Raw genomic sequence first — 21,822 nt, 5'->3', positions numbered from 1 at the left:
GGAACAACAGCGCGGGGCAAACGAACCAGCCGCCTCGCCGGAGACTTCCTTGATGAGCAGCCTGCCTTTCGCAGCCACGACGCCGATCCATGTTTCGCGCGTGGCGCTCCGTGCGCGTGATGCCGACAACCTCGCGCGATTCTATGAAACGGTCGTGGGCATGCGCGAACTCGGCCGCGAGAACGGCGCGATCCGTCTCGGAGCGGGAAATCGCGAACTGCTTCGGATCGAAAGCGATCCGTCTGCCGAACCCGACGCGCCGCGTAGCGCGGGCCTGTTCCACACGGCTTTCCTCCTGCCCGAACGCGCCGATCTCGCACGCTGGCTGCGCTATGCCGCCGAAAAACTTCTGCCGGTGGGCGGCGCGTCGGATCATCTCGTCAGCGAGGCCGTCTATCTCGACGACCCGGAAGGCAACGGCATCGAAATCTACCGCGACCGCAGGCCGGACGAATGGAAGTGGAACGGCAGCCAGGTCGAGATGGCGACGGTGCGGCTGAATGTTGAAGACCTGCTGAGGTCTTTGCCGGAAGGGGATGCGGGCTGGCAGGGCGTGCCGGATGACGCAATGGTCGGACACATCCATCTGCGCGTCGGTGATCCGCGTCAGGCGGAAAGCTGGTGGAAGGACAATCTCGGCTTCGACACGGTGGCGCGCTATGGTGATGCGGCGGCCTTCATGTCCACCGGCGGCTATCACCACCATGTCGGCGCCAATGTCTGGCAGAGCCGAGGTGCCGGTCCGCGCGATCCGAAGCGCGCGGGGCTGAGTTGGTTCGAGCTGGCTTCGCGCGAGGCGAAGGAACCGCAAGACTTCCGCGACCCATGGGGCACGGAAGTCAGGGTAGTGGCGAAGGACTAGCCGAAGACACGCGAGAAGATCGTATCGACGTGCCGCGTGTGGTAGCCGAGATCGAACTTCTCGCGGATGACATCCTCGGAAAGGGCCGCTCGGACATCCTTGTCGGCGAGCAGCTCTTCCAAGAAGTCCGCGCCCTGTTCCCACACCTTCATCGCGTTGCGCTGGACGAGCCGATATGAATCCTCGCGTGACACGCCGGCCTGTGTCAGTGCGAGGAGCACGCGCTGGGAATGAACGAGGCCGCGGAAGCGGTTGAGATTGGCTTCCATGTTCTTCGGGTAAACGACGAGCTTGTCGATCACGCCGGTGAGGCGGGCAAGCGCGAAGTCGAGCGTCACCGTGGCATCCGGGCCGATCATGCGTTCGACCGAGGAGTGCGAGATATCGCGCTCGTGCCAAAGCGCCACATTCTCCATAGCCGGGAGGGCGAAGGCCCGGACCATGCGGGCGAGGCCGGTGAGGTTTTCGGTCAAGACGGGGTTGCGCTTGTGCGGCATAGCCGACGAGCCCTTCTGGCCCGGCGAGAAGTACTCCTCCGCTTCCAGAACCTCGGTGCGCTGCAGGTGGCGGATTTCGGTCGCCAGCCGCTCGATGGACGAGGCGATGACGCCCAGCGTCGCAAAGAACATAGCGTGGCGGTCGCGCGGGATGACCTGCGTCGAGACGGGCTCAGGCTTGAGGCCGAGCTTGTCGGCGACATACTCTTCCACGCGCGGATCGATGTTGGCGAAGGTGCCGACCGCGCCCGAGATTGCGCAGGTGGCGATCTCTTCGCGGGCATGAACCAAACGCTCGCGGCAGCGCGTGAACTCGGCATAGGCCAGCGCCAGTTTGATGCCGAAGGTTGTGGGCTCGGCATGGATGCCGTGCGAGCGGCCGATGGTGACCGTGTCCTTATGCTCCAGCGCGCGCCGCTTGAGAGCGGCGAGCAGGGCGTCGATGTCGGCAAGCAGGATGTCGCTGGCGCGAGCGAGTTGTACAGCCAGGCAGGTGTCGAGCACGTCCGATGACGTCATCCCCTGATGGACGAAGCGTGCCTCGGGTCCGACGATCTCGGCGAGATGCGTCAGGAAGGCAATGACATCGTGCTTGGTTTCGCGCTCGATCTCGTCGATGCGATCGACATCGAACACGGCGTCCCGACCCTTCTCCCAGATCTTTGCCGCCGCGTCCTTGGGGATCGTGCCAAGCTCGGCCATCGCGTCAGCGGCGTAGGCTTCGATCTCGAACCAGATGCGGAAGCGGGTTTCGGGTGACCAGATGGCGGTCATTTCCGGGCGCGAGTAGCGCGGGATCATGGGCGAACTCTTTGGAACTGGAAAATCGAGGTGCCTGTAACAGAGGGGGCGAGAAGGCTCAACGCCTTGCGCCCCATGTGGGGAAAAGGTCGTTCGGCGCAGGCGTAGCCATAAACACGCCGCGTGCGATGGCGCGGGCCATGACCGCCCCGGCTGCGGCGTGAAGTTCGACGGTTTGGGCGAAGTCGGGCACCTTGCCGGCGCTGCCCGTGGCCAGGCCGAAGACGAGATCGCCATCGGCCACGGTATGCGCAGGCCAGATGGCGCGGGCGAAGCCGTCATGCGCGGCGATGGCCAAGCGCTTCGCGCCGGCTTTGTCGAGCACCGCATCGGTCGCGATCACAGCGATGGTCGTGTTCGCGAGGGGAGAGGTTTGCGTCTGGAACTTCGTGCGAGGCGTGACCGCATCCGGCGTGAGTGGCGGCAAGCCAAGGCCGCCGAACTCGCCATCGATTTCGAACGGCGCGGCCCAGAAATGCGAGCTGTCACCGACCGTCACGCTGCCGACTGCGTTGACGGCCGCCAAGGCTGCTACCGTGATGCCGGATTCGAGCATGACCGAAGCGGAACCAAGGCCACCCTTGAGACCGCAAACCAACGCGCCGGTACCCGCACCCTCGCTGCCAAGCGCGAAATCGGCAGACGCGATGCGCGCCGCCTGATAGCCCAGTTCGCGATAAGGGGAATGGCGCCCCCAGTCTTTGTTTCCGCCATTGGCGAGATCGAAGAGGATCGCGGCGGGCACGATGGGGACGCGAAAATCCCGAACGGCGAAGCCGACCCCATCCTCGCGTAAAGCCGACTGCACGCCGCTCGCGGCGTCGAGACCAAAAGCCGAGCCGCCTGAGAGCACGATGGCGTTGACACCGGGCACGGTGTTGTGCGGCTCGAGCAGGTCTGTCTCGCGTGTTCCCGGCGCGCCGCCGAGGATCTGCACGCCCGCCGCCGATGCCTCGTCGCAAATGATGGCGGTGACGCCGGATTTCAGATCGTCATCCTTTGCCTGCCCCACACGCAAGCCGGCGACATCCGTCAGGAGATTGCGTGGGCCGGGCCGGAAGCTCATGGCAGCGCGATCTCTTCGAACTTCGTGCCGTCGAAACGAAAGAGCCGGTACGGCGATGTGGCAAGATCGCCTTTGGGGTCAAACGCAATCGAGCCTTGCGCGGTGTCGAAGCGGCCATTGGCAATCGCGGCCACCACGCCCTGCGACTGAAGCGCGATCTCCATCGCGGCATAGGCGGGCAGCACGTAGCCGTCCGGGATCACACCCTTGTCGCGCAGGGCGTCGAGCGTGGCTTGTGGGGCGAGCGAGACCGGATCAGGCAAGCCGATCATGATGGTGCCGGCCAGCAGCGGTGCAGCTTCAGAGGGCTGGCGTAGCGTTTCGCTACCGCCGAAGATCAAGTCCGCGCCGATCTGCGCGGCATCACGCGCCATGATGGCGACATCCTCGACATCGCCGCCAACGAATACCGCCGAGGCGCCCGAGCGGCGCAAACGACCCACCAAGCCGATCTGGTTGTCCAATTGCGGGCGGTAGGTATCCACAAAGACAGGACGGAGCGCGCGTTGCTCTGCGGCGGCACGCACACTTTCCGCGAGTTCGCGACCGTAGATCGTGCCATCATCCACAATGGCGAAGGGAACGTCGCGCCAGAGCCGAGGAATGATCTCGCTGGCCGCCGCGCGTTCGGCATCGGCGCGGGGAGCGAGACGGAAGACGTTCCAGCCGGTCTTCTCTCGACGCTCGGTTAGACTGTCAGTGCGGACGCCGACCGTGATGACCGGAATACCGGCCTGAGAAAATGCGGGAAGGGCGGCTTCGATTGATTCGGTGCAAAGGAAGCCGATGACGATCCGAACCTTTGCCGCGACGAGCCGTTCGGCCGTCGCGCGTCCACCCTCTGCCGTGCAGGCATCGTCCGCCTCGGCGATCTTGGCGCGCTCCCTCGCTGCGACACGTGCGCCATCCACAACCTGCCGCCCGAGAATGGCGTTCGGCCCGCTCAAAGGTGCGACGACGCCTACCGTCAACTCTTGTGCCCATGCGGCGCTGTTCGCCGCCAAGGAAAAGGCGATGCCGGCGAGCGAAAGGAGCAGTGTTCTTGTCTTGCGGCGGGTCACGGAGTCTTGTCGCGCGAAGCAGGAAAATCGAACCTAAAGCGGCAGCCTGTGCACCGATTGAAGGACACGTTGCGCAGGAGGCCACAAGCTCCATATAGGTTCACCATGTGTCTGTCGCCCTCGAGGCCCTCCTTTCCATGTTGACGAAGTCGATTGTCGAGCCGCAAACCTATCGCGACGCGATGAGTCGCTTTGCCGGTGCCGTCCATGTCGTTACGACTGCTGGTCCGGCTGGGCCGCGTGGTGCGACCGTGATCGCAGCCTGTTCCGTTTCAGACGAGCCGCCGACGATCTTGGTTTGCGTCAATCGCCGAAGCCAAGCCAATGACCTGTTCGTGGACAATGGCGTGTTCGCGCTTAACACGCTTTCCGCGCATCATCAGGAATTATCGGTCGCCTTTTCCGGCATCACGGGTCTTTCCAGTGAGGAGCGCTTTCGCCATGGCTCTTGGGACACCATCGTCAGCGGCGCACCGACCCTTTCCGACGCACTGGCCGTGTTCGACTGTGAGCTGATCGAGGCCAAGGAGGTTGCCACTCACAGGGTTATGTTCGGCCGTGTGGTGGGTGTGCGGCTAGGCGAAAGCACCTCGCCGCTTATCTATTACGACAGAACCTACAGGGTTTTGTGAGGCGAGGGCCATGACGCTCATTCAATCAAGCGAGACGCTCGACCCGCTGGGCATCGCCGAGAGCTGGATCGATGAGGGTCGCTCGGTCGCGCTCGCAACCGTGGTCGAGACATGGGGCTCAGCGCCGCGTCCTGCCGGTTCCCATCTGGTGATCGACGCCGATGGCAGTTTTCAAGGGTCCGTTTCTGGCGGCTGTGTCGAAGGCGCGGTTGTCGCCGAAGCCGCGGATGTGATCGTAGATGGAAAGGCGCGGATGCTTGAGTTTGGCGTCGCCGATGAAACGGCATGGCGCGTTGGCTTGTCGTGCGGCGGACGCATTCGCGTCTTTGTCGAGAAGCTGAACTGAGTCGTGGAAATCGCCGCCCTTCGCGCGATCAATCGCGAGCGCGAGGCACGCCGCGCGGTCATCTATCTGAGCGATGTCGCGACCGGTTCCGGCCGGGTTATCCGCGAGGGCGATGTGGTCGAAGCGGAGTTGACCGGGCCAGTACGGAGCGCTTTCGCGAACGGCAAATCCACTCTTGTCGAAGCAGCAGGGCGTGAGTGGTTCTTGTCAGTCTGCGCGCCCGAACCGAGGCTCGTCATCGTCGGTGCGGTGCATATCAGCCAGGCCTTGGCGCCGATGGCCCATATCGCCGGCTTCGATGTCGTGGTGGTCGATCCGCGCACGGCCTTCGCCACGCCCGAGCGCTTCCCCGATCTACGACTCCATGCCGAATGGCCGGAGGACTGGCTGCGCCAGCAGCCGCTCGATCCCTATACTGCGCTTGCCGCCGTCACGCATGATCCAAAGATCGATGATTTCGCACTGACCGAGGCGCTGCGTACCGGCTGCTTCTATGTCGGCGCCTTGGGCAGTCGGCGAACGCATGCGAAGCGGTTGGAGCGTTTTGGGGAAGCCGGATTGAGCGCAGACAGGCTAGCAACGATCCGTGCGCCCATCGGCTTGCCGATCCGGGCCGCGAGCCCGGCGGAGATCGCCGTTTCGATTCTTGCCGAAGTGATCGGCGCCTTGCGCTCACGCGGCATCGAGGAGACGGAGGTTTGAAGTTCGGACCGCTGCCTGTGGCCGAGGCCGAAGGTGCGATCTTGGCACACTCGTTGGTCACAGACGGGACGCGGCTCCGCAAGGGACAAAAGATCGGGCGTGAGGAAGTCGTCGCCTTGAAGGCAGCGGGTGTGCAGCGCGTCGTTGCCGCGATGCTCTCGCCGGATGACGTAGGAGAGGACACAGCGGCGCGGACGGTCGCCGAGGCGCTTCGGCTATCCGGCATCCTTCGGCAAGAAGCTGTGACGGGCCGAGTCAATCTTCATGCCGAGGCGTCTGGCATTCTGACACTCGACCGCGCTTTGGTGGATGCCATCAATGCAGTGACGCCCGACATCACACTCGCCACTCTGCCGCCTTTCGCACGCGTCGAACGTGGATCGATGGTGGCGACGGTGAAAATCATTCCGTTCTCGGTGTCGCCCGAAGACCTGTCGAATGTCGCCAAGCTCTGTGCGGGACGTGATGCCATGAGCGTCCATCCGTTCAAACCACATCGCGTGGCGTTGATCCAAACCGAACTCCCGAGCCTTAAATCATCCGTGCTCGACAAGACGGCCCGAGTGACGGCGGAACGGCTGGCGCGATCGGGAAGCCGGATCGTGATCGACCGTCGCGTGCCGCACAGCGCTTCTGCGGTCGCGCGGGCCATCCGTATGGCGCTCGGCAAATGCGACCTTGTGATCCTGTTCGGCGCATCGGCCGTGACGGATGCTTACGATGTTATTCCGGCGGCGATCCGCGCTGCGCGTGGCACGGTGCACCGCGTCGGGATGCCGGTCGATCCGGGCAACCTCCTGGTACTGGGTGAGGTGGCCGGTACGCCGGTGATCGGCGCACCCGGCTGTGCGCGCAGTCCGAAGGAGAATGGATTCGACTGGGTGCTGGACCGCATACTGGCGGGGCTGCCGGTTTCTCACAATGATATCGCAGGCATGGGCGTCGGCGGCTTGCTGACCGAGATCCCTACACGGCCGCAGCCCCGCGAAGTGAAGGAGACCACACTAGGCGACGTTCATGCCGTCATCCTTGCGGCCGGGCGTTCGAGTCGCATGGGTGGGCCGAACAAGCTACTGGCATGGTTCGAGGGAGAGCCGTTGATACGCTTGGTCGCTGAGCGGGTTGTGGGATCGGAAGCCATTGGCGTGACGGTGGTGACGGGGCATGAGCGTGAGGAGATCGCTGAGGCCTTGGCAGGACTCAATATTGAACTCGTCCATAATCCCGATTTCGCCTTGGGGCTCGCGAGTTCGCTCAAGGCCGGCATCTCGGCCGTGCCAGACGATGCAGCGGCCGTAATCGTCGTACTGGGCGACATGCCGGCTGTTGACGTAGTGAGCCTAGACCGAATGATTGCTGCGTTTCGTCAGGGAGGTGGCGCGGTGGTGCGCGCGTCGAGTGCCGGGAAGCGCGGCAATCCGGTGATCCTGCCGCGTGCGCTGTTTTCCGATATCGCAAAGCTCGAAGGGGATGCCGGCGCGCGGGCGATCATCGAGGGCGCCGAGGTTATCGAAGCGGAGATCGGCGAGGGCGCGCTTCTGGATGTCGATACGCCGGAAGCGCTGGTGGCCGCAGGCGGCGTCTTCCAGGTCTGACCATCGCCTCTTCTTTCGAGGCCGATTGCTGATAAGAACGCGCCATGAAGCTCGTTCTTTCTGCTGCTTTCGCTCTTACGCTCTTCACCGGCTCGGCTCTCGCCCAGCAGATCGGGGCATATAAGGACGATCTCTTTGCCTATCCCGCCGAGCTGGCGCGCGCCGACAACGGCCGTTTCCGCACTGTCGATTACCAGGAGGCGCGCGACATCAACGGACGCGATGAGGTGCCGGAGCGGCGGGTGAAACGACAATATGTATCGCTGGCGGTGCGCAGCCAGCAGAACGACGTGAAAGTTCAAACCAAAGCGGGCGAAGTTCGCACTGTCGCTGTCGGGCGACAGAAGGGCGCCTCGATGATCGTGCTTTATCTGCACGGGCAGGGCGGCAGTCGGCGGCAGGGCGCGGACGACTTCACTTTTGGCGGGAACTTCAACCGTGTAAAGAACCTCGTGGTCAGCGCGAACGGTCTGTACCTCTCACCTGACTTTTCGGATTTTGGGGAGGGCGGGGGACGTGAGATCAGTGCGCTGATCGACCACTACGCCGCGCTCTCGCCAAGTGCGAAGGTCTTCGTGGCGTGTGGGTCCATGGGCGGGGGACTGTGTTACGAATTGGCGAGAAAGCCCGAGGTCGTCGAGCGCCTTGGCGGCCTGCTTCTCCTCGGCTCGCATTGGGACGATAGTTTCCTGCAAAGCCCGGCCTTCAAGGCGCGCGTGCCGATCTTTTTCGGGCAGGGCGCGCGTGACAAGGTATTTCCGCTCGAGAAGCAGATGGCTTTCTTCCGCTTAATTCTCGCAGCTTCGCCGGATTATCCTGCGCGCTTCGTTTCATTCGAGAACGGTACGCATGGCACACCGATCCGCATGACGGACTGGCGTGAAACGCTCAACTGGATGCTCTCCGCAACGAACTAAGCGTGCTGCCGCTCTGCCATTTCACGCGCGATGCGCGGAAAATCCGCCGGCTTGATGCCGATATCTGCACGGTCGCGATTTGACATGGCGACGAGCATGTCGAGCGCTGTGCGGTATCGCTGCTCGTGCTTGTAGCGCGGCCGCGAAAAAAACTCAGTCATGAACCCCATGATGACACCTCAAAAGGATGCCTCCCGCAACAGAATTTAATCGGCCGGAAAAAATTGTGCAGTGCAGCATTCGCATGGCTGCCATGCCGATTAAAGTGCACCCTGTCATAAAATCTTAACCAGTCCCGAAGAATGGCCGGAGCGTTCCGGTTTCCTTGGCATTTCCCGCGCTAGGAGAAGCCAATGGAACAGCCGCACGACTTTGCATCACTTCTGGAAGAACTGATCGAGGCGGCGCAACCTGCGGTGAGCGTCCCGCTCTCCCCGAGTGTCGATTATCTTGCAGCGCTGGAGGATATCGAGACGGTGTCCTTACCCGCCAGCGCGCAGGACGCGGTGGCCGCGTACCGCGATTTCTCGCTTGAAGACGAGTTCACCGCTCTGATCGAAGAGAAGCACGCAGTTGGGCTGATCGAAGCGCCGTCGCTGGTCCCTGACGAAATCGCGGTCGAACTCGGGCTTGCCCTTTGCGGACCGTCGGATCTGCCTCAAGTTCGGCGCCTGTTCGCGCTTCACAACCATCCGGATCGCGTCGCGCCGCATTTGCGCGAGAATGCTGAAAAGCGGATGCAGATCGCAAATTCCCTGATCGATGAGGCGCTTTCGCGCTACCGGTAGCCGAGCCCTAAGTCGGACCGAGGGGTTGGACTGAGCCGATTGCTGCGCTAGACCGGCGCTCCTTCCTATCCGTCCTCCCCGGAGACTCAACTTGCAGAAACGTCCGCTCGGCGAAACCGGCTTGCTGGTTTCGAAGATCTGCCTCGGCACGATGACCTGGGGCCAGCAGAACACCGAAGCCGAAGGCCATGCCCAGCTCGACCTGGCTCTGGACCGAGGCGTCAACTTTCTCGATACGGCCGAGCTCTATTCCATCCCACCGAAGCCGGAGACGCAAGGCAGCACGGAGCGCATCATCGGGACGTGGCTAAAGGCCCGCGGCAGCCGCGACAAAGTCGTGGTCGCCAGCAAGGTCGTCGGGCGTACGGCGATGGATTGGTTCCGCGGCGGCCGACCGTCGAAGCTAGTGCGCGAGGATATCGTACATGCCATCGAGCGCTCGCTGCGCAACCTCCAAACGGACGTGATCGATCTCTACCAAATCCACTGGCCGGAACGGAATACGTCGGGCTTCGGCTCGAACCCGAACCGTCAGCCAACCGAGCCGGTCGAGCGCCTATCCGACGAGACACCGATCGCTGAAACCCTGACGGTTTTCGACGAGCTTCAGAAAGCCGGAAAGATCAGACATCTTGGCCTTTCCAACGAGAGCGCTTGGGGTGTGATGCGCTTCATCTTCGAAAGCGAAAAGGGCGTTGGCCCGCGTGTTGCCTCGCTTCAGAATGCCTACAACTTCGTCAACCGCACCGCTGAAGTGAACCTAACCGAGGTCTGCGAGCGCGAACGGGTCGCGTTCCTGCCTTACTCGCCGCTCGCGCAAGGTTTTCTGTCAGGCAAATACGATAATGGCGCGTTGCCGGAGGGCTCCCGCAAAGTGCTCTTCAACCGCTCCCAACGCTACGAGACGCCGAATGCCGCTGAAGCCATTCTGGCCTACAATACGCTCGCGCGGGAGTTCAGCATGGAGCCGGCGCTTTTCGCCAACGCCTTTGTCGTCAATCAGTCATTCGTCACATCCAACATCATAGGAGCCACAAGCATTCCGCAGCTGGAAACCGCGCTCGCATCCGCCGACATCACATGGACGCCCGAGATGCAGAACGCGGTCAACGACCTTCATCAAAAATACGGAAACCCTTGCCCATGACAGAATCCTCGACCGCGATCGAATTCAATACGCCCCGCTGGCCCTTCTTCGGCGCCTCGCTTGCCGCCGGCGCCGAAGGCTGCGACGCTGCCATTTTCGGCGCCCCGCACGGCACGCCTTATCCCGAGATCGACAATCGTCCTTACGCCTCGGCTGCCGACACATTGCGTCACGCGCTTCATGCCGATGCGGATTGGGCAGGACATTGGAACTGGGATTTCGATGCGCCGATGCTGGGCGACAACGGTTTCCGGCTGCTCGATCTGGGAGATCTCCGCACGGCGCCCGGCGAAGGTGAAGCGAACCGCGACCTGATCGAGCAGGCGGTGCGTAAGATCCTCGACGTGGGCGCTGTGCCGATCATGATCGGTGGCGACGACTCGGTGCCGATCCCCTTCATTTCGGCATTTTCCGATCAGGCACCGCTGACGATCCTCCAGATCGACGCCCATATCGATTGGCGCGAGGAGCGACGTGGCGAGCCGCTCGGCTTTTCGAGCACCATGCGCCGTGCCTCCGAGATGAGCCATGTGACGAAGATCGTGCAGGTCGGCATGCGCGGTTTGGGCAGCGCCCGACGCGAAGAGGTCGAAGCGGCAAAGGCATGGGGCGTGGAATTCATACCTGCGCGTGACGTTCACACAAAGGGCATTGCAGCCGTCCTCGACCTTTTGCCCGAGGGCGGCAACGTGCTCGTCACGCTCGATTGCGACGCACTCGATCCGGCGATCATGCCGGCGGTCGCGGGACCTGCGCCGGGCGGGTTAACCTACGACCAGGTGACGGGTCTCATCGCCGGCACGGTGAAACGGGGGAAACTTGTCGGTTTCGCCATGGTCGAGTTCGTGGCGGAGCGCGACCACCACGGGGTCGGCGCGCTGACGGCAGCCAATGTCCTCGTCAATGTGATCGGCAGTCTCGCCAAGGTTCACTCGCCAAAGGGCTGATGGACCAAGCGGTTTCGTTCCTGTATAGAGCCGCCACTTGCCGGCTTGCCTTTGGGGCAGGCCTGCGAGTTTTCCCGAACGAAACAGGTCGAAGACAATGAAGAAGTGGACCCCGGATTCTTGGCGCGGCAAGCCGATCAGCCAAGTTCCGGCCTATCCGGACGCAAGCGCACTCGCCGATACCGAAGCCCGTCTGGCCACTTTTCCGCCGCTCGTTTTTGCAGGCGAGGCGCGCAAGCTTAAGAAGCAACTGGCCGCTGTCGCAGAGGGCGAAGCCTTTCTGCTGCAGGGCGGCGACTGCGCCGAGAGCTTTGCCGAGCATGGCGCGGACAATATCCGCGATTTCTTCCGTGTGTTCCTGCAGATGTCGGTCGTGCTGACCTTCGCCGGTTCGCAGCCGGTCGTGAAGGTTGGGCGTATCGCTGGGCAGTTCGCCAAGCCGCGCTCGTCGGGCGAGGAAACCAAGGACGGCGTGACACTGCCGTCATATCGTGGCGACATCATCAACGGCATCGAGTTCGACGAGAAGTCGCGTATTCCCGACCCGGCGCGCCAGACCATGGCCTACCGCCAGTCGGCTGCGACACTTAACCTCCTGCGTGCCTTCGCGCAAGGCGGCTATGCGAGCCTCGAAAACGTGCATCGCTGGATGCTCGGTTTCGTGTCCGACAGCCCGCAGGGTGCGGCCTATGGGGCGCTCGCCAACCGCATCACCGAGACCATGGATTTCATGCGGGCGGTGGGCATCACGTCGGAAACCAACTACGCCCTGCGCGAGACGGATTTCTACACGAGCCACGAGGCGCTTCTGCTCGGTTACGAGCAGGCGCTGACACGCGTCGATTCCACGTCCGGCGACTGGTACGCCACATCGGGTCACATGATCTGGATCGGTGATCGCACCCGTCAGCCCGACCATGCGCATGTCGAATATTGTCGCGGCATCAAGAATCCGCTCGGCCTCAAATGCGGGCCATCGCTCGATCCCGATGGGCTTCTGCGGCTGATCGACATTCTCAATCCAGAGAACGAGCCTGGCCGACTCACGCTCATCGCGCGTTTCGGCTATGACAAAGTCGAGGAGCACTTGCCCAAGCTTGCGCGCGCTGTGGTGCGTGAGGGCCGCAAGGTCGTTTGGTCTTGCGACCCGATGCATGGCAACACGATCACGGCTGCCGGTTACAAGACCAGGCCTTTCGACCGCATCCTGCGTGAAGTCGAAAGCTTCTTCTCGGTGCATCGTGCTGAAGGCACGCATCCGGGTGGCATCCATGTCGAGATGACGGGCAAGAACGTCACCGAGTGCACAGGCGGTGCGCGGGCGATCACGGCGGACGAGTTACAGGATCGCTACCACACTCATTGCGACCCGCGTCTCAATGCCGATCAGGCTATCGAGCTGGCCTTTCTTGTTTCCGATCTGCTGAAAAAGGATCGGGCGGGGCAGGAGCGACGCCGGGCCGTGAACGAGTAGGAAAAACAAAAGGCGGGATCAACTCCCGCCTTTTTTGTTCAGTGAACTCTCTCTCTCTGGATTCAATCCTTGCGATAAAGCATCCAGTTCTTGGCATTGCGCGTGTCTTTCGAGCTCGAATTGCGCGTGACGCGGTTCCTTCCCTCGACCTTCGAGCGATAAAGAGCCTGATCGGCTTTCGAATAGAGGTCTTCGGGGCCGTCCGCTTCGGACGCCATGCACAGACCCATCGAGATGGTCAACGCGCCATGGCCAGGTGCAAACTGATGTGTCAGCGACGTCTGCTCGACGGCCTGCCTGATACGCTCGGCAACGCTCGCAACCGCATCCTCCGCGCCGCCTTCCACGATCATCGCGAACTCTTCGCCGCCTGTGCGCGCGACAAAGACGTCCGCACGCGTGTTCGCGCGAAAGATGCTGGCAATGGCTTGAATGATCTTGTCGCCGGCGGGGTGGCCGTAGCGGTCGTTCACGTCCTTGAAGCGGTCGATATCGGCCAGGATGAGCGCGTGGAACAGGATGCCGCTTTGCGAATCATAGATACGGGTCAGCTCACGGTCGAAGGCGCGACGGTTGGAAATCTGGGTGAGTGGGTCCGTATCGACCAGCCTCTTATATTCTTCGAGCTTCGATTTGACGCTTTCCAGCTCTGCGGACTTCTCATTGAGGGTCGCCGCCGTTTGCTTGCCGTGCTCGATCGTAGTCGCGGTCGCAACGGTCATGACGCCGAGAATTTTTTGCAGCAGCTCACGGCTTGCGGCACTGCGCCCTGACAGGCCGTCCGATGTCTGATGCAGGATCTGTCCGTACTTCTCGAGATGCGACCGCTCATTGCGCAGCAGAGATGCGACTTCCTCGAGCTCGCTCGCTATGATCGCACGCGCATTGTCCACGACGTTGAAACCGTGATGATGGGCGAAGAAGCGGCGGCCGATCTTGTCGAGATCCTCTTGCGCGGGGCGCTTGGGCAGCGACACGACCTCAAGGCTCAACTCCCGATTCGTGCCTGCGAGCGCTTCGTAGAAAATTTCGTAGTTTCTCGGTAGGCCAGCCACACCGAGTTGCCGCATGGTCGCGACGACCGTGGCCGGCAGGTCAGTCACCCGTTCCGTTTGTGCGGCAGCAGCCTGCATCGTCCCACCAAGCCTCGAACGGTCCCCCGACCGTGTCCTGTTGCCAAATCGTTCGGCAACGGTCTTTCATGAGGCGCCAACAGCGGCTGGTTTCGAACTCCGCTTCATGCGGAACCCTCGTGAAAGGCTGTTCACGACCCTAGGCGCGCACTGCTAAAGTTTCATTAAAGGCAAGATCATCGTGACTGACCCAAATCAAGACAGTGACCACGAGTTTCGGACTGGAAGCTGCATATGCGGTTCGGTCAAGTTCGAAACCAGAGGTCACTTGCGCAATGTGATCTTCTGCCATTGCCAGCAATGCCGCAAACAGAGCGGGCATTACTATGCCGCGACGAGTGTTGAAGACGCTCGCCTCTACGTCACTGGGGAAGAACATATCACTTGGTATGCGGCATCGGCCGCTGCGAAGCGGGGATTTTGCCGGGTTTGCGGCTCGGCCTTGTTCTGGAAGCGTGAGGCCAGCGAGGTGACCTCGATCATGGCGGGGCTTTTCGACAGCCCAACCGGGCTCAAGGGCGGATACCATATTTTCACGAACGAGAAGGGCGACTACTACACGGTCGCCGACGGCTTGCCATGCTTCTCTTACTCCGACGACTGAGGTCGAATTCTTGCAGCGCCTCCTCAACGCGTTTCGCCATTCCGCGCGAGCGTTCGATCTCCTGATCCGCAGCGAACGCGCCTTCCAGGAGGAGGCCGCGCTCTTTGTTCTGGCCATTCCCTTGGCCTACCTCCTGTCCACAAGCTGGCTTGGTTTCGCGATGCTTCTCGCGTCGATCCTTTTTTTGATGCTGGTGGAAGTGCTGAACACGGCAATCGAAGCCACATGCAATGCGGTGACGCGGGATTTTCGGCCTGAGATCAAACTCGCCAAAGACTGCGGCTCGCTGGCAGTCCTGATTGCGATCATCCTGACAGCCGGTATCTGGATCGGCGCTCTCGTGCAACGCATCGCGCTTCTCGCCTGACCCAGAGCCGGGGGGATGTGAAAAAGCGCCCATCGACGCGCCTTGCCATCGCCACAGCTCGGGTTTAACCGGCGCGCATGACGGTTACAGTACGTTTTGCTCCCTCTCCGACGGGCCGCATCCATATCGGCAATGCGCGCACGGCACTATTCAATTGGTTGTTCGCGAGCCAGAATCGCGGACGTTTCATACAGCGCTTCGATGACACCGACCAAGCGCGGTCGACGCAGGCCTTTGCCGACGGCATTCTCTACGATCTGCACTGGCTCGGAATTTTTCCGGATACCGTCGAGTATCAGTCCAAGCGGACGGATACATACGATGCGGCGGTCGAGAGGCTGAAGGCGTCCGGTCTGCTGTATCCCTGCTATGAGACCGTCGAAGAGCTGGAGCTGAAACGCAAGATCCGGCTCTCGCGAAAGCTTCCGCCGGTCTATGGCCGCGAAGCGTTGCAATTGACGGATGAGCAGAAAGCCGCATTCGAAGCGGAAGGCCGACGTCCCCACTGGCGCTTCCTGCTGCCGAACTTCCGCGGCAATCCGCAGGAGACCGAGCGCACGGATGTGCACTGGAGCGATCTCGTGCGCGGCGACGAAACGGTCGATCTTGCGTCGCTCTCCGATCCTGTGCTCGTGCGCGAGGACGGGACCTATCTCTACACATTGCCGTCCGTGGTGGACGATATCGACATGGAGATCACACACGTGATCCGCGGTGACGATCACGTGACGAATACGGGCGTCCAGATCGCCCTATTCAGGGCACTCGGGGCGGAGCCGCCTGTTTTCGGGCACCATAACCTCCTGACGACCTCGACCGGCGAGGGGCTGTCGAAGCGCACTGGCGCGCTCTCCATCGCATCGCTGCGCGAGGATGGGCTCGAGCCGATGGCGGTTGCTTCACTCGCCACGCTGATCGGCAGCGCCGAGCAGGTGACCCCGGAGCCCAACCTCGCCGCACTCGCGGATAAGTTCGATCCGGCAGCGACCTCGAAATCTTCGGCAAAATTCGATCCAGCCGATCTCGATACGCTGAACAAGGCCATCGTTCATGCGATGAGTTTCGAGGACGTTGCCGTGCGGCTCCTCGCGATGGGCATTTCCGGTCCTGAAGCCGAACCGTTCTGGAATGCCGTTCGTGGCAATCTCACGCGCGTGACCGATGCCGCGCGCTGGTGGCAGATCGTGCGAAACGGGCCGGAACCGACCGACGAGCTCTCAGGCGCGGATCGTGATTTCGCGCGTGAAGCATTCGAGTTTTTGCCCGACGAGCCCTTCGACCGGCGCACATGGAAGCATTGGACCGATCAGGTCAAGCAGGCGACGGGGCGCAAGGGAAAAGAGTTGTTTCTCCCTCTCCGCGTGGCACTGACGGGATTGTCCTCCGGGCCGGAATTGGCCGAGCTGCTTCCGCTGCTCGGCCGCGAGGGGACGCTGGCTCGGCGTCCCTGACAAAGCGTCAGATCGCGTCGCCGATAGTCTGGCCCGCTCGCGCCTGCTGTTGATGCGCTTCGACAACGGCCAGCGCCGTCATATTCACGATGCCGCGCGAGGTGACCGAGGGCGTCAGAATATGTGCAGGCTTGTCGGTGCCAAGCAGGATCGGGCCGACATGGAGCGCGTCCGTCATCTGTTTGGCCGTCGTCAGCGCGATGTTTGCCGAATCGAGGTTCGGGAAAACCAGCAGATTGGCTTCTCCCTTGATCCGTGAATGCGGGTAAACGCGGTTGCGCAAGGCCTCCGAAAGCGCGGAGTCGCCGTGCATCTCACCGTCTGACTCGAGATCAGGTGCAATCTCTTTCAGGATAGCTGCAGCCTCGCGCATCTTGAGCGCGCTCGGGGAATCGCGGGAGCCGAAATTCGAATGCGAGAGCAGGGCAGCCTTGGGCTCGATGCCGAAGCGGCGGATTTCTTCTGCGGCGAGCACGGTCATTTCGGCGATCTCCTCGGCTGAAGGGTCGACCGTCACGTAGGTGTCGGTGAAGAAGGTCACGCCGCTTTGTGAAATGAGCATGGAGAGTGCGGAAAGGTCCGGATATTTCAGGCCTTTCCGCGCACCGATGATGAGCGACACGTTGCGCAGATGACGCTCGAAACGGCCTTCCAGGCCGCAGATCATGCAGTCTGTGTCGCCGCGTTTAAGGGCCAGTGCTGCGATGACCGTATTATCCGTGCGCACGGTGGTGCGCGCGCCCTCCTGCGTGAAGCCGCGACGCCCTGCGAGTTCGACCAAGAGATCGACATAGTCGCGATAGCGCGGATCGTCTTCTGGATTGATCAGATCGAAATCGACGCCGCGCCGGATTTTCAGGCCGTAGCGCTTGAGGCGCACGTCGATGACGTGAGGGCGGCCGATCAGGATCGGCTTGGCGATACCTTCTTCCAGCACCACCTGGGCAGCCCGCAGCACGCGTTCGTCTTCACCATCGGCATAAACGACGCGCTTCTCCTGCGCCGCCTTGGCAGCCGAGAAAACCGGCTTCATCACGAGACCCGAACGGAACACGAAGCGGTTCAACCGATCGATATAGGCCGGCATGTCTTCGATAGGCCTGCGCGCGACACCGCTCGTTGCTGCGGCCTCGGCGACTGCCGGCGCGATACGCAGGATCAGGCGCGGGTCGAAAGGCGAGGGAATCAGGAAGTCGGGACCGAAAGTCGGCGTCTCGCCCGAATAGGCACGGGCCGCAACATCCGATGGCTCCTCGCGGGCAAGCGCTGCGATGGCGCGCACGGCGGCCATCTTCATTTCTTCGTTGATGGCACTCGCCCCGCAATCGAGAGCGCCGCGGAAGATGTAGGGGAAGCAGAGGACGTTGTTGACTTGGTTCGGAAAATCCGAGCGCCCGGTGCAGATCATGGCATCGGGGCGAGCCGCGCGCGCCGTCTCCGGCATGATCTCAGGGGTTGGATTGGCAAGTGCCAGGATCAGCGGGCGCTCCGCCATGTGCTGCAGCAGCTCGGGCTTGAGCACGCCGGCGGCCGAGAGCCCTAGAAACACGTCGGCACCGCCGATCACATCGGTCAGCGTCCGCGCATCGGTGTCCTTGACGTAAGGGTCCTTCCATCGATCCATCTCGTCGAGCCGGCCCTTGTAGGCGACGCCGTGACGGTCCGTGACCCATATGTTTTCGATCTGAGCGCCGAGCGAGACGAGAAGATTGAGGCAGGCGAGTGCCGCCGCACCTGCGCCGGAACTGACGATCTTGATGTCCTCGATCTTCTTGCTCGCGAACTCGAGCGCATTGAGGACGGCGGCCGCGACGATGATGGCCGTGCCGTGCTGGTCGTCATGAAAGACCGGGATGTTCATCCGCGCCTTGAGTTGCTCCTCGACCTCGAAGCATTCGGGCGCCTTGATATCTTCGAGGTTGATGCCGCCAAAGGTCGGTTCCAACGCGGAGACAGTATCGACCATGCGCTCGATCGTGGGCGCGTCGATCTCGATGTCGAACACGTCGATGCCGGAGAATTTCTTGAAGAGAACGGCCTTGCCCTCCATGACGGGCTTGGAGGCAAGCGGCCCGATATTGCCCAAGCCGAGTACTGCCGTTCCGTTCGAAACCACGGCGACCAGGTTTGCCCGGCTCGTGTAGTCGTCTGCGAGTTCAGGATCGTCCTTGATCGCAAGGCAGGGGGCCGCGACGCCCGGAGAATAGGCAAGCGCCAGGTCACGTTGGTTGCCGAGAGCCTTGGTCGCTTGAATCTCAAGCTTTCCGGGCTTCGGATAGCGATGGAAGAAGAGGGCTGCCTGATCCAGTTCGGACAGGTCTGGCTTGTCGGTCATCGATGCTGTCTCAGAATGCTGAAGGGTAGAGTCCGCCGTCAACGCGGATGTTCTGGCCGGTCATGTAGCCGGCTTGGACTGAGCACAAGAAAGCGCAGATCTGGCCGAACTCCTCGGGCGTTCCCAGGCGCTTCGCCGGAATGTCGGCTGCGATGCGCGCCTTGTTTTCTTCCTCGGTGCCAGCGCCAGCCTTGAAGGCCGAGCGGATTCGATCGGTGTCGAGCTTGCCCGGAAGCAGATTGTTGATCGTCACATTGCGCTCGGCGACGCCGCGCGCGATGCCGGCGAGAAACGACGTCAAACCCGCCCGCGCGGCCGACGACAGGTCCAGCCCTTCGATAGGAACATAGACGGAGAGCGAGGTGATGTTAACGATACGCCCGAAACCGCGCTCGGCCATCCCGTCCACCACGCGCTGGATCAGTTCGAATGGGGTCACCAGATTCTGCGTGACGCCTTTCAGGATCGCTTCGCGGTCGAGTTCGCGGAAGTCGCGCCGCGGCGGACCGCCATTGTTGTTGACGAGAATATCCGGCTCCGGGCAGGCCGCGAGCAGGGCGTCCTGGATAGCTCTGTCGGAGACGTCGCCTGCCACCTCCTGCACCTCGACATCGAAACGTGCGCGGATATCTTGAGCGGTGGCACGCAACACGGTCTCATCTCGGCCGTTCAGGACCAGCGAAACGCCGGCCTCGGCAAGTGCGGTTGCGCATCCGCGCCCGAGTCCTTTGCTCGATGCACAGACGATCGCCTGTTTGCCCCTCAACCCAAGATCCATCGCTTTCTCCGAATTGCGCGTAGAGCCTTACGTCGCCGAATGCCTGGTCGCAACCGCTGAACCGATTTGCATGGCTGGCCCATAGTGAGCGGCGCCCGTGCATGATAGGGCGGCCAAAAGCTGATCGATTGTTTCTTCATGACGCATCCCACAACCGACGCGCTGCCGCCGAAGCCGCATTGGTTCGAGACGCGTATCGCGCTGCTCTACATCGCGGTATTCCTGCCGAACGGGGTGATGACGCCGTTCCTGCCTCTCTGGCTTGAACATCTGCACTTCGATGCAGGCGCTATCTCGATCATTCTGTCCGCGCAGCTTTTCATGCGCGTGGTCGCGACCCCGGCCCTCTCGACGCTGGCGGACCGTTTGCTCGACCGAGCGCCGATGCTGATCGGGACGGCAATCGGCACTTTCGCGATCACGTGCTTCTATCTTCTGCCGCCGTCTTTCACACTCGTTCTGGCCGTGACGCTGGCGCACTCCATCTTCCAGCCGCTGCAGCAGACATTGACGGATTCGATCGCCGTTTCCGGCGTCCGACGCTACCGTTCCGACTATTCGAAAATGCGCATCTGGGGCTCGATTTCCTACCTGGCAGGCAATGTGATCGCTGGTGTCGTGCTGGCCCGGTCGGATGCGGGCATCGTTCCGTGGTTGCTGATCCTGGGTTATGGACTGATGGTCCTCGTCTCGCTTTCGACACCCCGTCTTGGGCGGCCACGAACGCCGACCGTCGCGAACCCAGCCGATGGTGTCAGACTGCTCAGCAACCGCGCATTTCTGTCGACGGTTCTGGCGGTCGCTGCTATTCAGGGAAGCCACGCCTTCCTTTACGGTTTTGCCTCGATCTACTGGCGCAGCCTCGGCTTCTCGGACAGTGTGATCGGTGCCTTCTGGGCGCTTGGGACGTTAGCGGAGGTTCTGCTTTTCCTGGTCTTTCCGCGCCTGCTGAGTCGCTTTTCGGCGCAGACGATCATCGCGATTGCAGGTGTCGCCGCAGTTCTGCGCTGGCTGGCTTTTTCCGTTTCGGAGCCGCTCGGCTTCGGGGCTGTAGGGTTCACCGTGCTTCAAGCGCTGCATGCGCTCTCGACCGGGTTGATTATTATAGGCGTGCAAAAGGCCATCGCGGAACTGATACCCGAGCAGCAAACGAGCGGCGCCCAAGGGGTCACCTTCATGGCCAATCAGGCCAGCGTGGGCCTCTTCACGCTGCTCGCGGGCTATCTTTACACCCATGTCGGCGCTTATGGCTTTCTGTCGATGGCGCTCATTGCAGGCGTGGGCTTGGGCCTCATCCTGATCGGCCTGCGTCAGCCCCAGAGGGCTGGGGGTGGAGGCGAGACGAGCGAACCTTTGTAGGAAAGGCCGGGTTCACGGTCTCGCGCCAGAAGAAGGGGACCATCGAGGTCCACCCACTCGGCGCCCTGCGCCAGAAGAACAGCCGGTGCCATGCCGAGTGAGGTGCCGACCATGCAGCCGACCATGATCCGCAGCCCACGCTTTTCAGCTTCACGCCTGAGCTTTAGGCCGGAAGTCAGCCCGCCCGTCTTGTCGAGCTTGATGTTGACGGCGTCATAGAGGGTTGCGAGCCGGTCGAGATCTTCGAGGCCGTGTACGCTTTCATCCGCACAGATCGGCACCGGATGGTCGATCCGGCTGAGCAGATCGTCTTGATTGGCCGGTAGCGGCTGTTCGACAAGCGTTACGCTAAAACGCCGCGCAACGGCTAGATTGGCCTCGATATCGATTGCGCTCCAGCCTTCGTTTGCATCCACGATAAGCTTGCTTTGCGGCGCAGCTTGGCGAACAGCCTCCATACGCTCGACGTCACCCCCCGCTCCCAGCTTGATCTTGAGGAGGGGCCGATGGTTGTGCTCGCGTGCCTGTCCGGCCATCGCCTCTGCGGTGCCCAGAGACAATGTGTAGGCGGTTTCGAGATGACTTGGCGCGGGAAGCCCTGCCAGTTCCCAAGCCGGCTGCCGTGCGAGCTTGGCTTCCAGATCCCACAGCGCATTATCCACCGCGTTGCGCGCTGCGCCGCCCGGCAAGAGGCGTTCGAGTTCGTTTCGGTCAGCGCCGTGTTCGATCGCATCCTGCACGGTTCTGATCTGCGCACAGACACTCTCGATGCTCTCACCGTAGCGCGCATAGGGCACGCATTCGCCCCGACCTGCGACTTGGGCATCGGTGATCGTGCAGGTCACCACGACGGCTTCGGTCTTCGAGCCGCGCGAGATCGTGAACGTGCCGGCAATCGGGAAACTCTCGACCTGGACCGACAACTGGCGTGGCATAAGAGATTCACTCCTGAGTGTTCGG

Annotated in this window: 22 protein-coding genes; 14 read left to right on the top strand and 8 right to left on the bottom strand. The window is 62.1% G+C overall.

Annotated elements, in window-relative coordinates:
• Positions 1-52: 52 nt before the first annotated feature.
• A complete protein-coding gene (locus NGM99_RS20255; RefSeq protein WP_252822340.1) occupies positions 53-862 on the top strand; it encodes a VOC family protein in 810 nt (269 codons plus the stop codon).
• Here NGM99_RS20255 and purB read toward each other — a convergent pair.
• The 3 genes from purB to NGM99_RS20240 are packed head-to-tail and all read right to left on the bottom strand — an operon-like array spanning position 859 to position 4,287.
• The gene (gene purB, locus NGM99_RS20250; RefSeq protein ID WP_252822338.1) at positions 859-2,160 is read right to left on the bottom strand and encodes an adenylosuccinate lyase; all 1,302 of its coding nucleotides are present in this window, start codon (positions 2,158-2,160) and stop codon (positions 859-861) included. The genes NGM99_RS20255 and purB overlap by 4 nt on opposite strands.
• A 58-nt stretch (positions 2,161-2,218) precedes the next feature.
• Positions 2,219-3,226 (bottom strand): P1 family peptidase, encoded by a 1,008-nt coding sequence (locus tag NGM99_RS20245; RefSeq protein WP_252822336.1) that lies wholly within the window; start codon positions 3,224-3,226, stop codon positions 2,219-2,221.
• Positions 3,223-4,287, bottom strand: coding sequence for a branched-chain amino acid ABC transporter substrate-binding protein (locus tag NGM99_RS20240; protein ID WP_252822334.1), 1,065 nt, complete (start codon positions 4,285-4,287; stop codon positions 3,223-3,225). Before NGM99_RS20240 ends, NGM99_RS20245 begins: the two co-directional genes overlap by 4 nt.
• 137 nt (positions 4,288-4,424) lie before the next feature.
• On the opposite strand from NGM99_RS20240, the gene NGM99_RS20235 reads away from it, so the two are divergent.
• The 5 genes from NGM99_RS20235 to NGM99_RS20215 are packed head-to-tail and all read left to right on the top strand — an operon-like array spanning position 4,425 to position 8,479.
• Positions 4,425-4,919, top strand: a complete 495-nt coding sequence (locus NGM99_RS20235; RefSeq protein ID WP_252822332.1) for a flavin reductase — start codon at positions 4,425-4,427, stop codon at positions 4,917-4,919.
• Positions 4,920-4,929: 10 nt separating this feature from the next.
• Positions 4,930-5,265 (top strand): XdhC family protein, encoded by a 336-nt coding sequence (locus NGM99_RS20230; RefSeq protein WP_252822330.1) that lies wholly within the window; start codon positions 4,930-4,932, stop codon positions 5,263-5,265.
• Positions 5,266-5,268: 3 nt separating this feature from the next.
• Positions 5,269-5,967 (top strand): XdhC family protein, encoded by a 699-nt coding sequence (locus NGM99_RS20225; RefSeq protein ID WP_252822328.1) that lies wholly within the window; start codon positions 5,269-5,271, stop codon positions 5,965-5,967.
• A complete protein-coding gene (locus tag NGM99_RS20220) occupies positions 5,964-7,562 on the top strand; it encodes an NTP transferase domain-containing protein (RefSeq protein WP_252822326.1) in 1,599 nt (532 codons plus the stop codon). The genes NGM99_RS20225 and NGM99_RS20220 overlap by 4 nt, the downstream gene beginning before the upstream one ends.
• Positions 7,563-7,606: 44 nt before the next feature.
• Positions 7,607-8,479, top strand: a complete 873-nt coding sequence (locus NGM99_RS20215; protein WP_252822324.1) for an alpha/beta hydrolase family protein — start codon at positions 7,607-7,609, stop codon at positions 8,477-8,479.
• Here NGM99_RS20215 and NGM99_RS20210 read toward each other — a convergent pair.
• Positions 8,476-8,640, bottom strand: coding sequence for a YjiS-like domain-containing protein (locus NGM99_RS20210; protein ID WP_252822440.1), 165 nt, complete (start codon positions 8,638-8,640; stop codon positions 8,476-8,478). The genes NGM99_RS20215 and NGM99_RS20210 overlap by 4 nt on opposite strands.
• Positions 8,641-8,832: 192 nt before the next feature.
• Between NGM99_RS20210 and NGM99_RS20205 the strand changes: the two genes are divergently transcribed.
• The 4 genes from NGM99_RS20205 to NGM99_RS20190 all read left to right on the top strand — a co-directional run bounded on the left by NGM99_RS20205 (position 8,833) and on the right by NGM99_RS20190 (position 12,835).
• The gene (locus NGM99_RS20205) at positions 8,833-9,267 is read left to right on the top strand and encodes a hypothetical protein (protein WP_252822322.1); all 435 of its coding nucleotides are present in this window, start codon (positions 8,833-8,835) and stop codon (positions 9,265-9,267) included.
• A 91-nt stretch (positions 9,268-9,358) separates the two neighbouring features.
• Positions 9,359-10,414, top strand: a complete 1,056-nt coding sequence (locus tag NGM99_RS20200) for an aldo/keto reductase (protein ID WP_252822320.1) — start codon at positions 9,359-9,361, stop codon at positions 10,412-10,414.
• Positions 10,411-11,361, top strand: a complete 951-nt coding sequence (locus NGM99_RS20195) for an arginase family protein (protein WP_252822318.1) — start codon at positions 10,411-10,413, stop codon at positions 11,359-11,361. The genes NGM99_RS20200 and NGM99_RS20195 overlap by 4 nt, the downstream gene beginning before the upstream one ends.
• Before the next feature lie 97 nt (positions 11,362-11,458).
• A complete protein-coding gene (locus tag NGM99_RS20190) occupies positions 11,459-12,835 on the top strand; it encodes a class II 3-deoxy-7-phosphoheptulonate synthase (RefSeq protein ID WP_252822316.1) in 1,377 nt (458 codons plus the stop codon).
• Positions 12,836-12,897: 62 nt separating this feature from the next.
• Here NGM99_RS20190 and NGM99_RS20185 read toward each other — a convergent pair whose 3' ends face one another.
• A complete protein-coding gene (locus NGM99_RS20185; RefSeq protein ID WP_252822314.1) occupies positions 12,898-13,938 on the bottom strand; it encodes a GGDEF domain-containing protein in 1,041 nt (346 codons plus the stop codon).
• A 211-nt stretch (positions 13,939-14,149) separates the two neighbouring features.
• Here NGM99_RS20185 and NGM99_RS20180 point away from each other — a divergent pair, with 211 nt between their 5' ends.
• From NGM99_RS20180 to gltX, 3 genes are all read left to right on the top strand, one after another.
• Positions 14,150-14,572: a GFA family protein gene (locus NGM99_RS20180; RefSeq protein ID WP_252822312.1), complete on the top strand. Its 423-nt coding sequence runs from the start codon at positions 14,150-14,152 to the stop codon at positions 14,570-14,572.
• Positions 14,573-14,582: 10 nt separating this feature from the next.
• On the top strand, positions 14,583-14,939 hold the full coding sequence (locus tag NGM99_RS20175; protein WP_252822310.1) for a diacylglycerol kinase: 357 nt from the start codon (positions 14,583-14,585) through the stop codon (positions 14,937-14,939).
• Positions 14,940-15,016: 77 nt separating this feature from the next.
• Positions 15,017-16,390 carry a glutamate--tRNA ligase gene (gltX, locus tag NGM99_RS20170; RefSeq protein WP_252822309.1) on the top strand — a complete coding sequence of 458 codons (1,374 nt, stop codon included), beginning with the start codon at positions 15,017-15,019 and terminating at the stop codon, positions 16,388-16,390.
• A gap of 7 nt (positions 16,391-16,397) precedes the next feature.
• Here gltX and NGM99_RS20165 read toward each other — a convergent pair whose 3' ends face one another.
• Positions 16,398-18,725, bottom strand: coding sequence for an NADP-dependent malic enzyme (locus NGM99_RS20165; RefSeq protein WP_289852583.1), 2,328 nt, complete (start codon positions 18,723-18,725; stop codon positions 16,398-16,400).
• Between the two features lie 10 nt (positions 18,726-18,735).
• Positions 18,736-19,503 carry an SDR family oxidoreductase gene (locus tag NGM99_RS20160; RefSeq protein WP_252822307.1) on the bottom strand — a complete coding sequence of 256 codons (768 nt, stop codon included), beginning with the start codon at positions 19,501-19,503 and terminating at the stop codon, positions 18,736-18,738.
• Positions 19,504-19,641: 138 nt separating this feature from the next.
• Here NGM99_RS20160 and NGM99_RS20155 point away from each other — a divergent pair, with 138 nt between their 5' ends.
• Positions 19,642-20,862 (top strand): MFS transporter, encoded by a 1,221-nt coding sequence (locus NGM99_RS20155; protein ID WP_252822305.1) that lies wholly within the window; start codon positions 19,642-19,644, stop codon positions 20,860-20,862.
• Here NGM99_RS20155 and dgcA read toward each other — a convergent pair.
• Positions 20,814-21,797 (bottom strand): N-acetyl-D-Glu racemase DgcA, encoded by a 984-nt coding sequence (gene dgcA, locus NGM99_RS20150; protein ID WP_252822303.1) that lies wholly within the window; start codon positions 21,795-21,797, stop codon positions 20,814-20,816. The genes NGM99_RS20155 and dgcA overlap by 49 nt on opposite strands.
• Between the last annotated feature and the right edge of the window lie 25 nt (positions 21,798-21,822).

This window comes from Mesorhizobium liriopis (genome assembly GCF_024053505.1).
GTDB classification, from domain to species: domain Bacteria; phylum Pseudomonadota; class Alphaproteobacteria; order Rhizobiales; family Rhizobiaceae; genus Mesorhizobium_B; species Mesorhizobium_B liriopis.
This window is presented reverse-complemented; position numbering and strand designations above follow the sequence as displayed.

What these genes read in the sequence shown, in the direction of transcription:
- NGM99_RS20235 (WP_252822332.1), top strand. Translation starts at nt 4,425, where the DNA reads ATGTTGACGAAGTCGATTGTCGAGCCGCAAACCTATCGCGACGCGATG.
- NGM99_RS20215 (WP_252822324.1), top strand. Translation starts at nt 7,607, where the DNA reads ATGAAGCTCGTTCTTTCTGCTGCTTTCGCTCTTACGCTCTTCACCGGC.
- NGM99_RS20160 (WP_252822307.1), bottom strand. Translation starts at nt 19,503, where the DNA reads ATGGATCTTGGGTTGAGGGGCAAACAGGCGATCGTCTGTGCATCGAGC.
- NGM99_RS20165 (WP_289852583.1), bottom strand. Translation starts at nt 18,725, where the DNA reads ATGACCGACAAGCCAGACCTGTCCGAACTGGATCAGGCAGCCCTCTTC.
- dgcA (WP_252822303.1), bottom strand. Translation starts at nt 21,797, where the DNA reads ATGCCACGCCAGTTGTCGGTCCAGGTCGAGAGTTTCCCGATTGCCGGC.
- gltX (WP_252822309.1), top strand. Translation starts at nt 15,017, where the DNA reads ATGACGGTTACAGTACGTTTTGCTCCCTCTCCGACGGGCCGCATCCAT.
- NGM99_RS20190 (WP_252822316.1), top strand. Translation starts at nt 11,459, where the DNA reads ATGAAGAAGTGGACCCCGGATTCTTGGCGCGGCAAGCCGATCAGCCAA.
- NGM99_RS20205 (WP_252822322.1), top strand. Translation starts at nt 8,833, where the DNA reads ATGGAACAGCCGCACGACTTTGCATCACTTCTGGAAGAACTGATCGAG.
- NGM99_RS20210 (WP_252822440.1), bottom strand. Translation starts at nt 8,640, where the DNA reads ATGACTGAGTTTTTTTCGCGGCCGCGCTACAAGCACGAGCAGCGATAC.
- NGM99_RS20155 (WP_252822305.1), top strand. Translation starts at nt 19,642, where the DNA reads ATGACGCATCCCACAACCGACGCGCTGCCGCCGAAGCCGCATTGGTTC.
- purB (WP_252822338.1), bottom strand. Translation starts at nt 2,160, where the DNA reads ATGATCCCGCGCTACTCGCGCCCGGAAATGACCGCCATCTGGTCACCC.
- NGM99_RS20230 (WP_252822330.1), top strand. Translation starts at nt 4,930, where the DNA reads ATGACGCTCATTCAATCAAGCGAGACGCTCGACCCGCTGGGCATCGCC.
- NGM99_RS20195 (WP_252822318.1), top strand. Translation starts at nt 10,411, where the DNA reads ATGACAGAATCCTCGACCGCGATCGAATTCAATACGCCCCGCTGGCCC.
- NGM99_RS20255 (WP_252822340.1), top strand. Translation starts at nt 53, where the DNA reads ATGAGCAGCCTGCCTTTCGCAGCCACGACGCCGATCCATGTTTCGCGC.
- NGM99_RS20245 (WP_252822336.1), bottom strand. Translation starts at nt 3,226, where the DNA reads ATGAGCTTCCGGCCCGGCCCACGCAATCTCCTGACGGATGTCGCCGGC.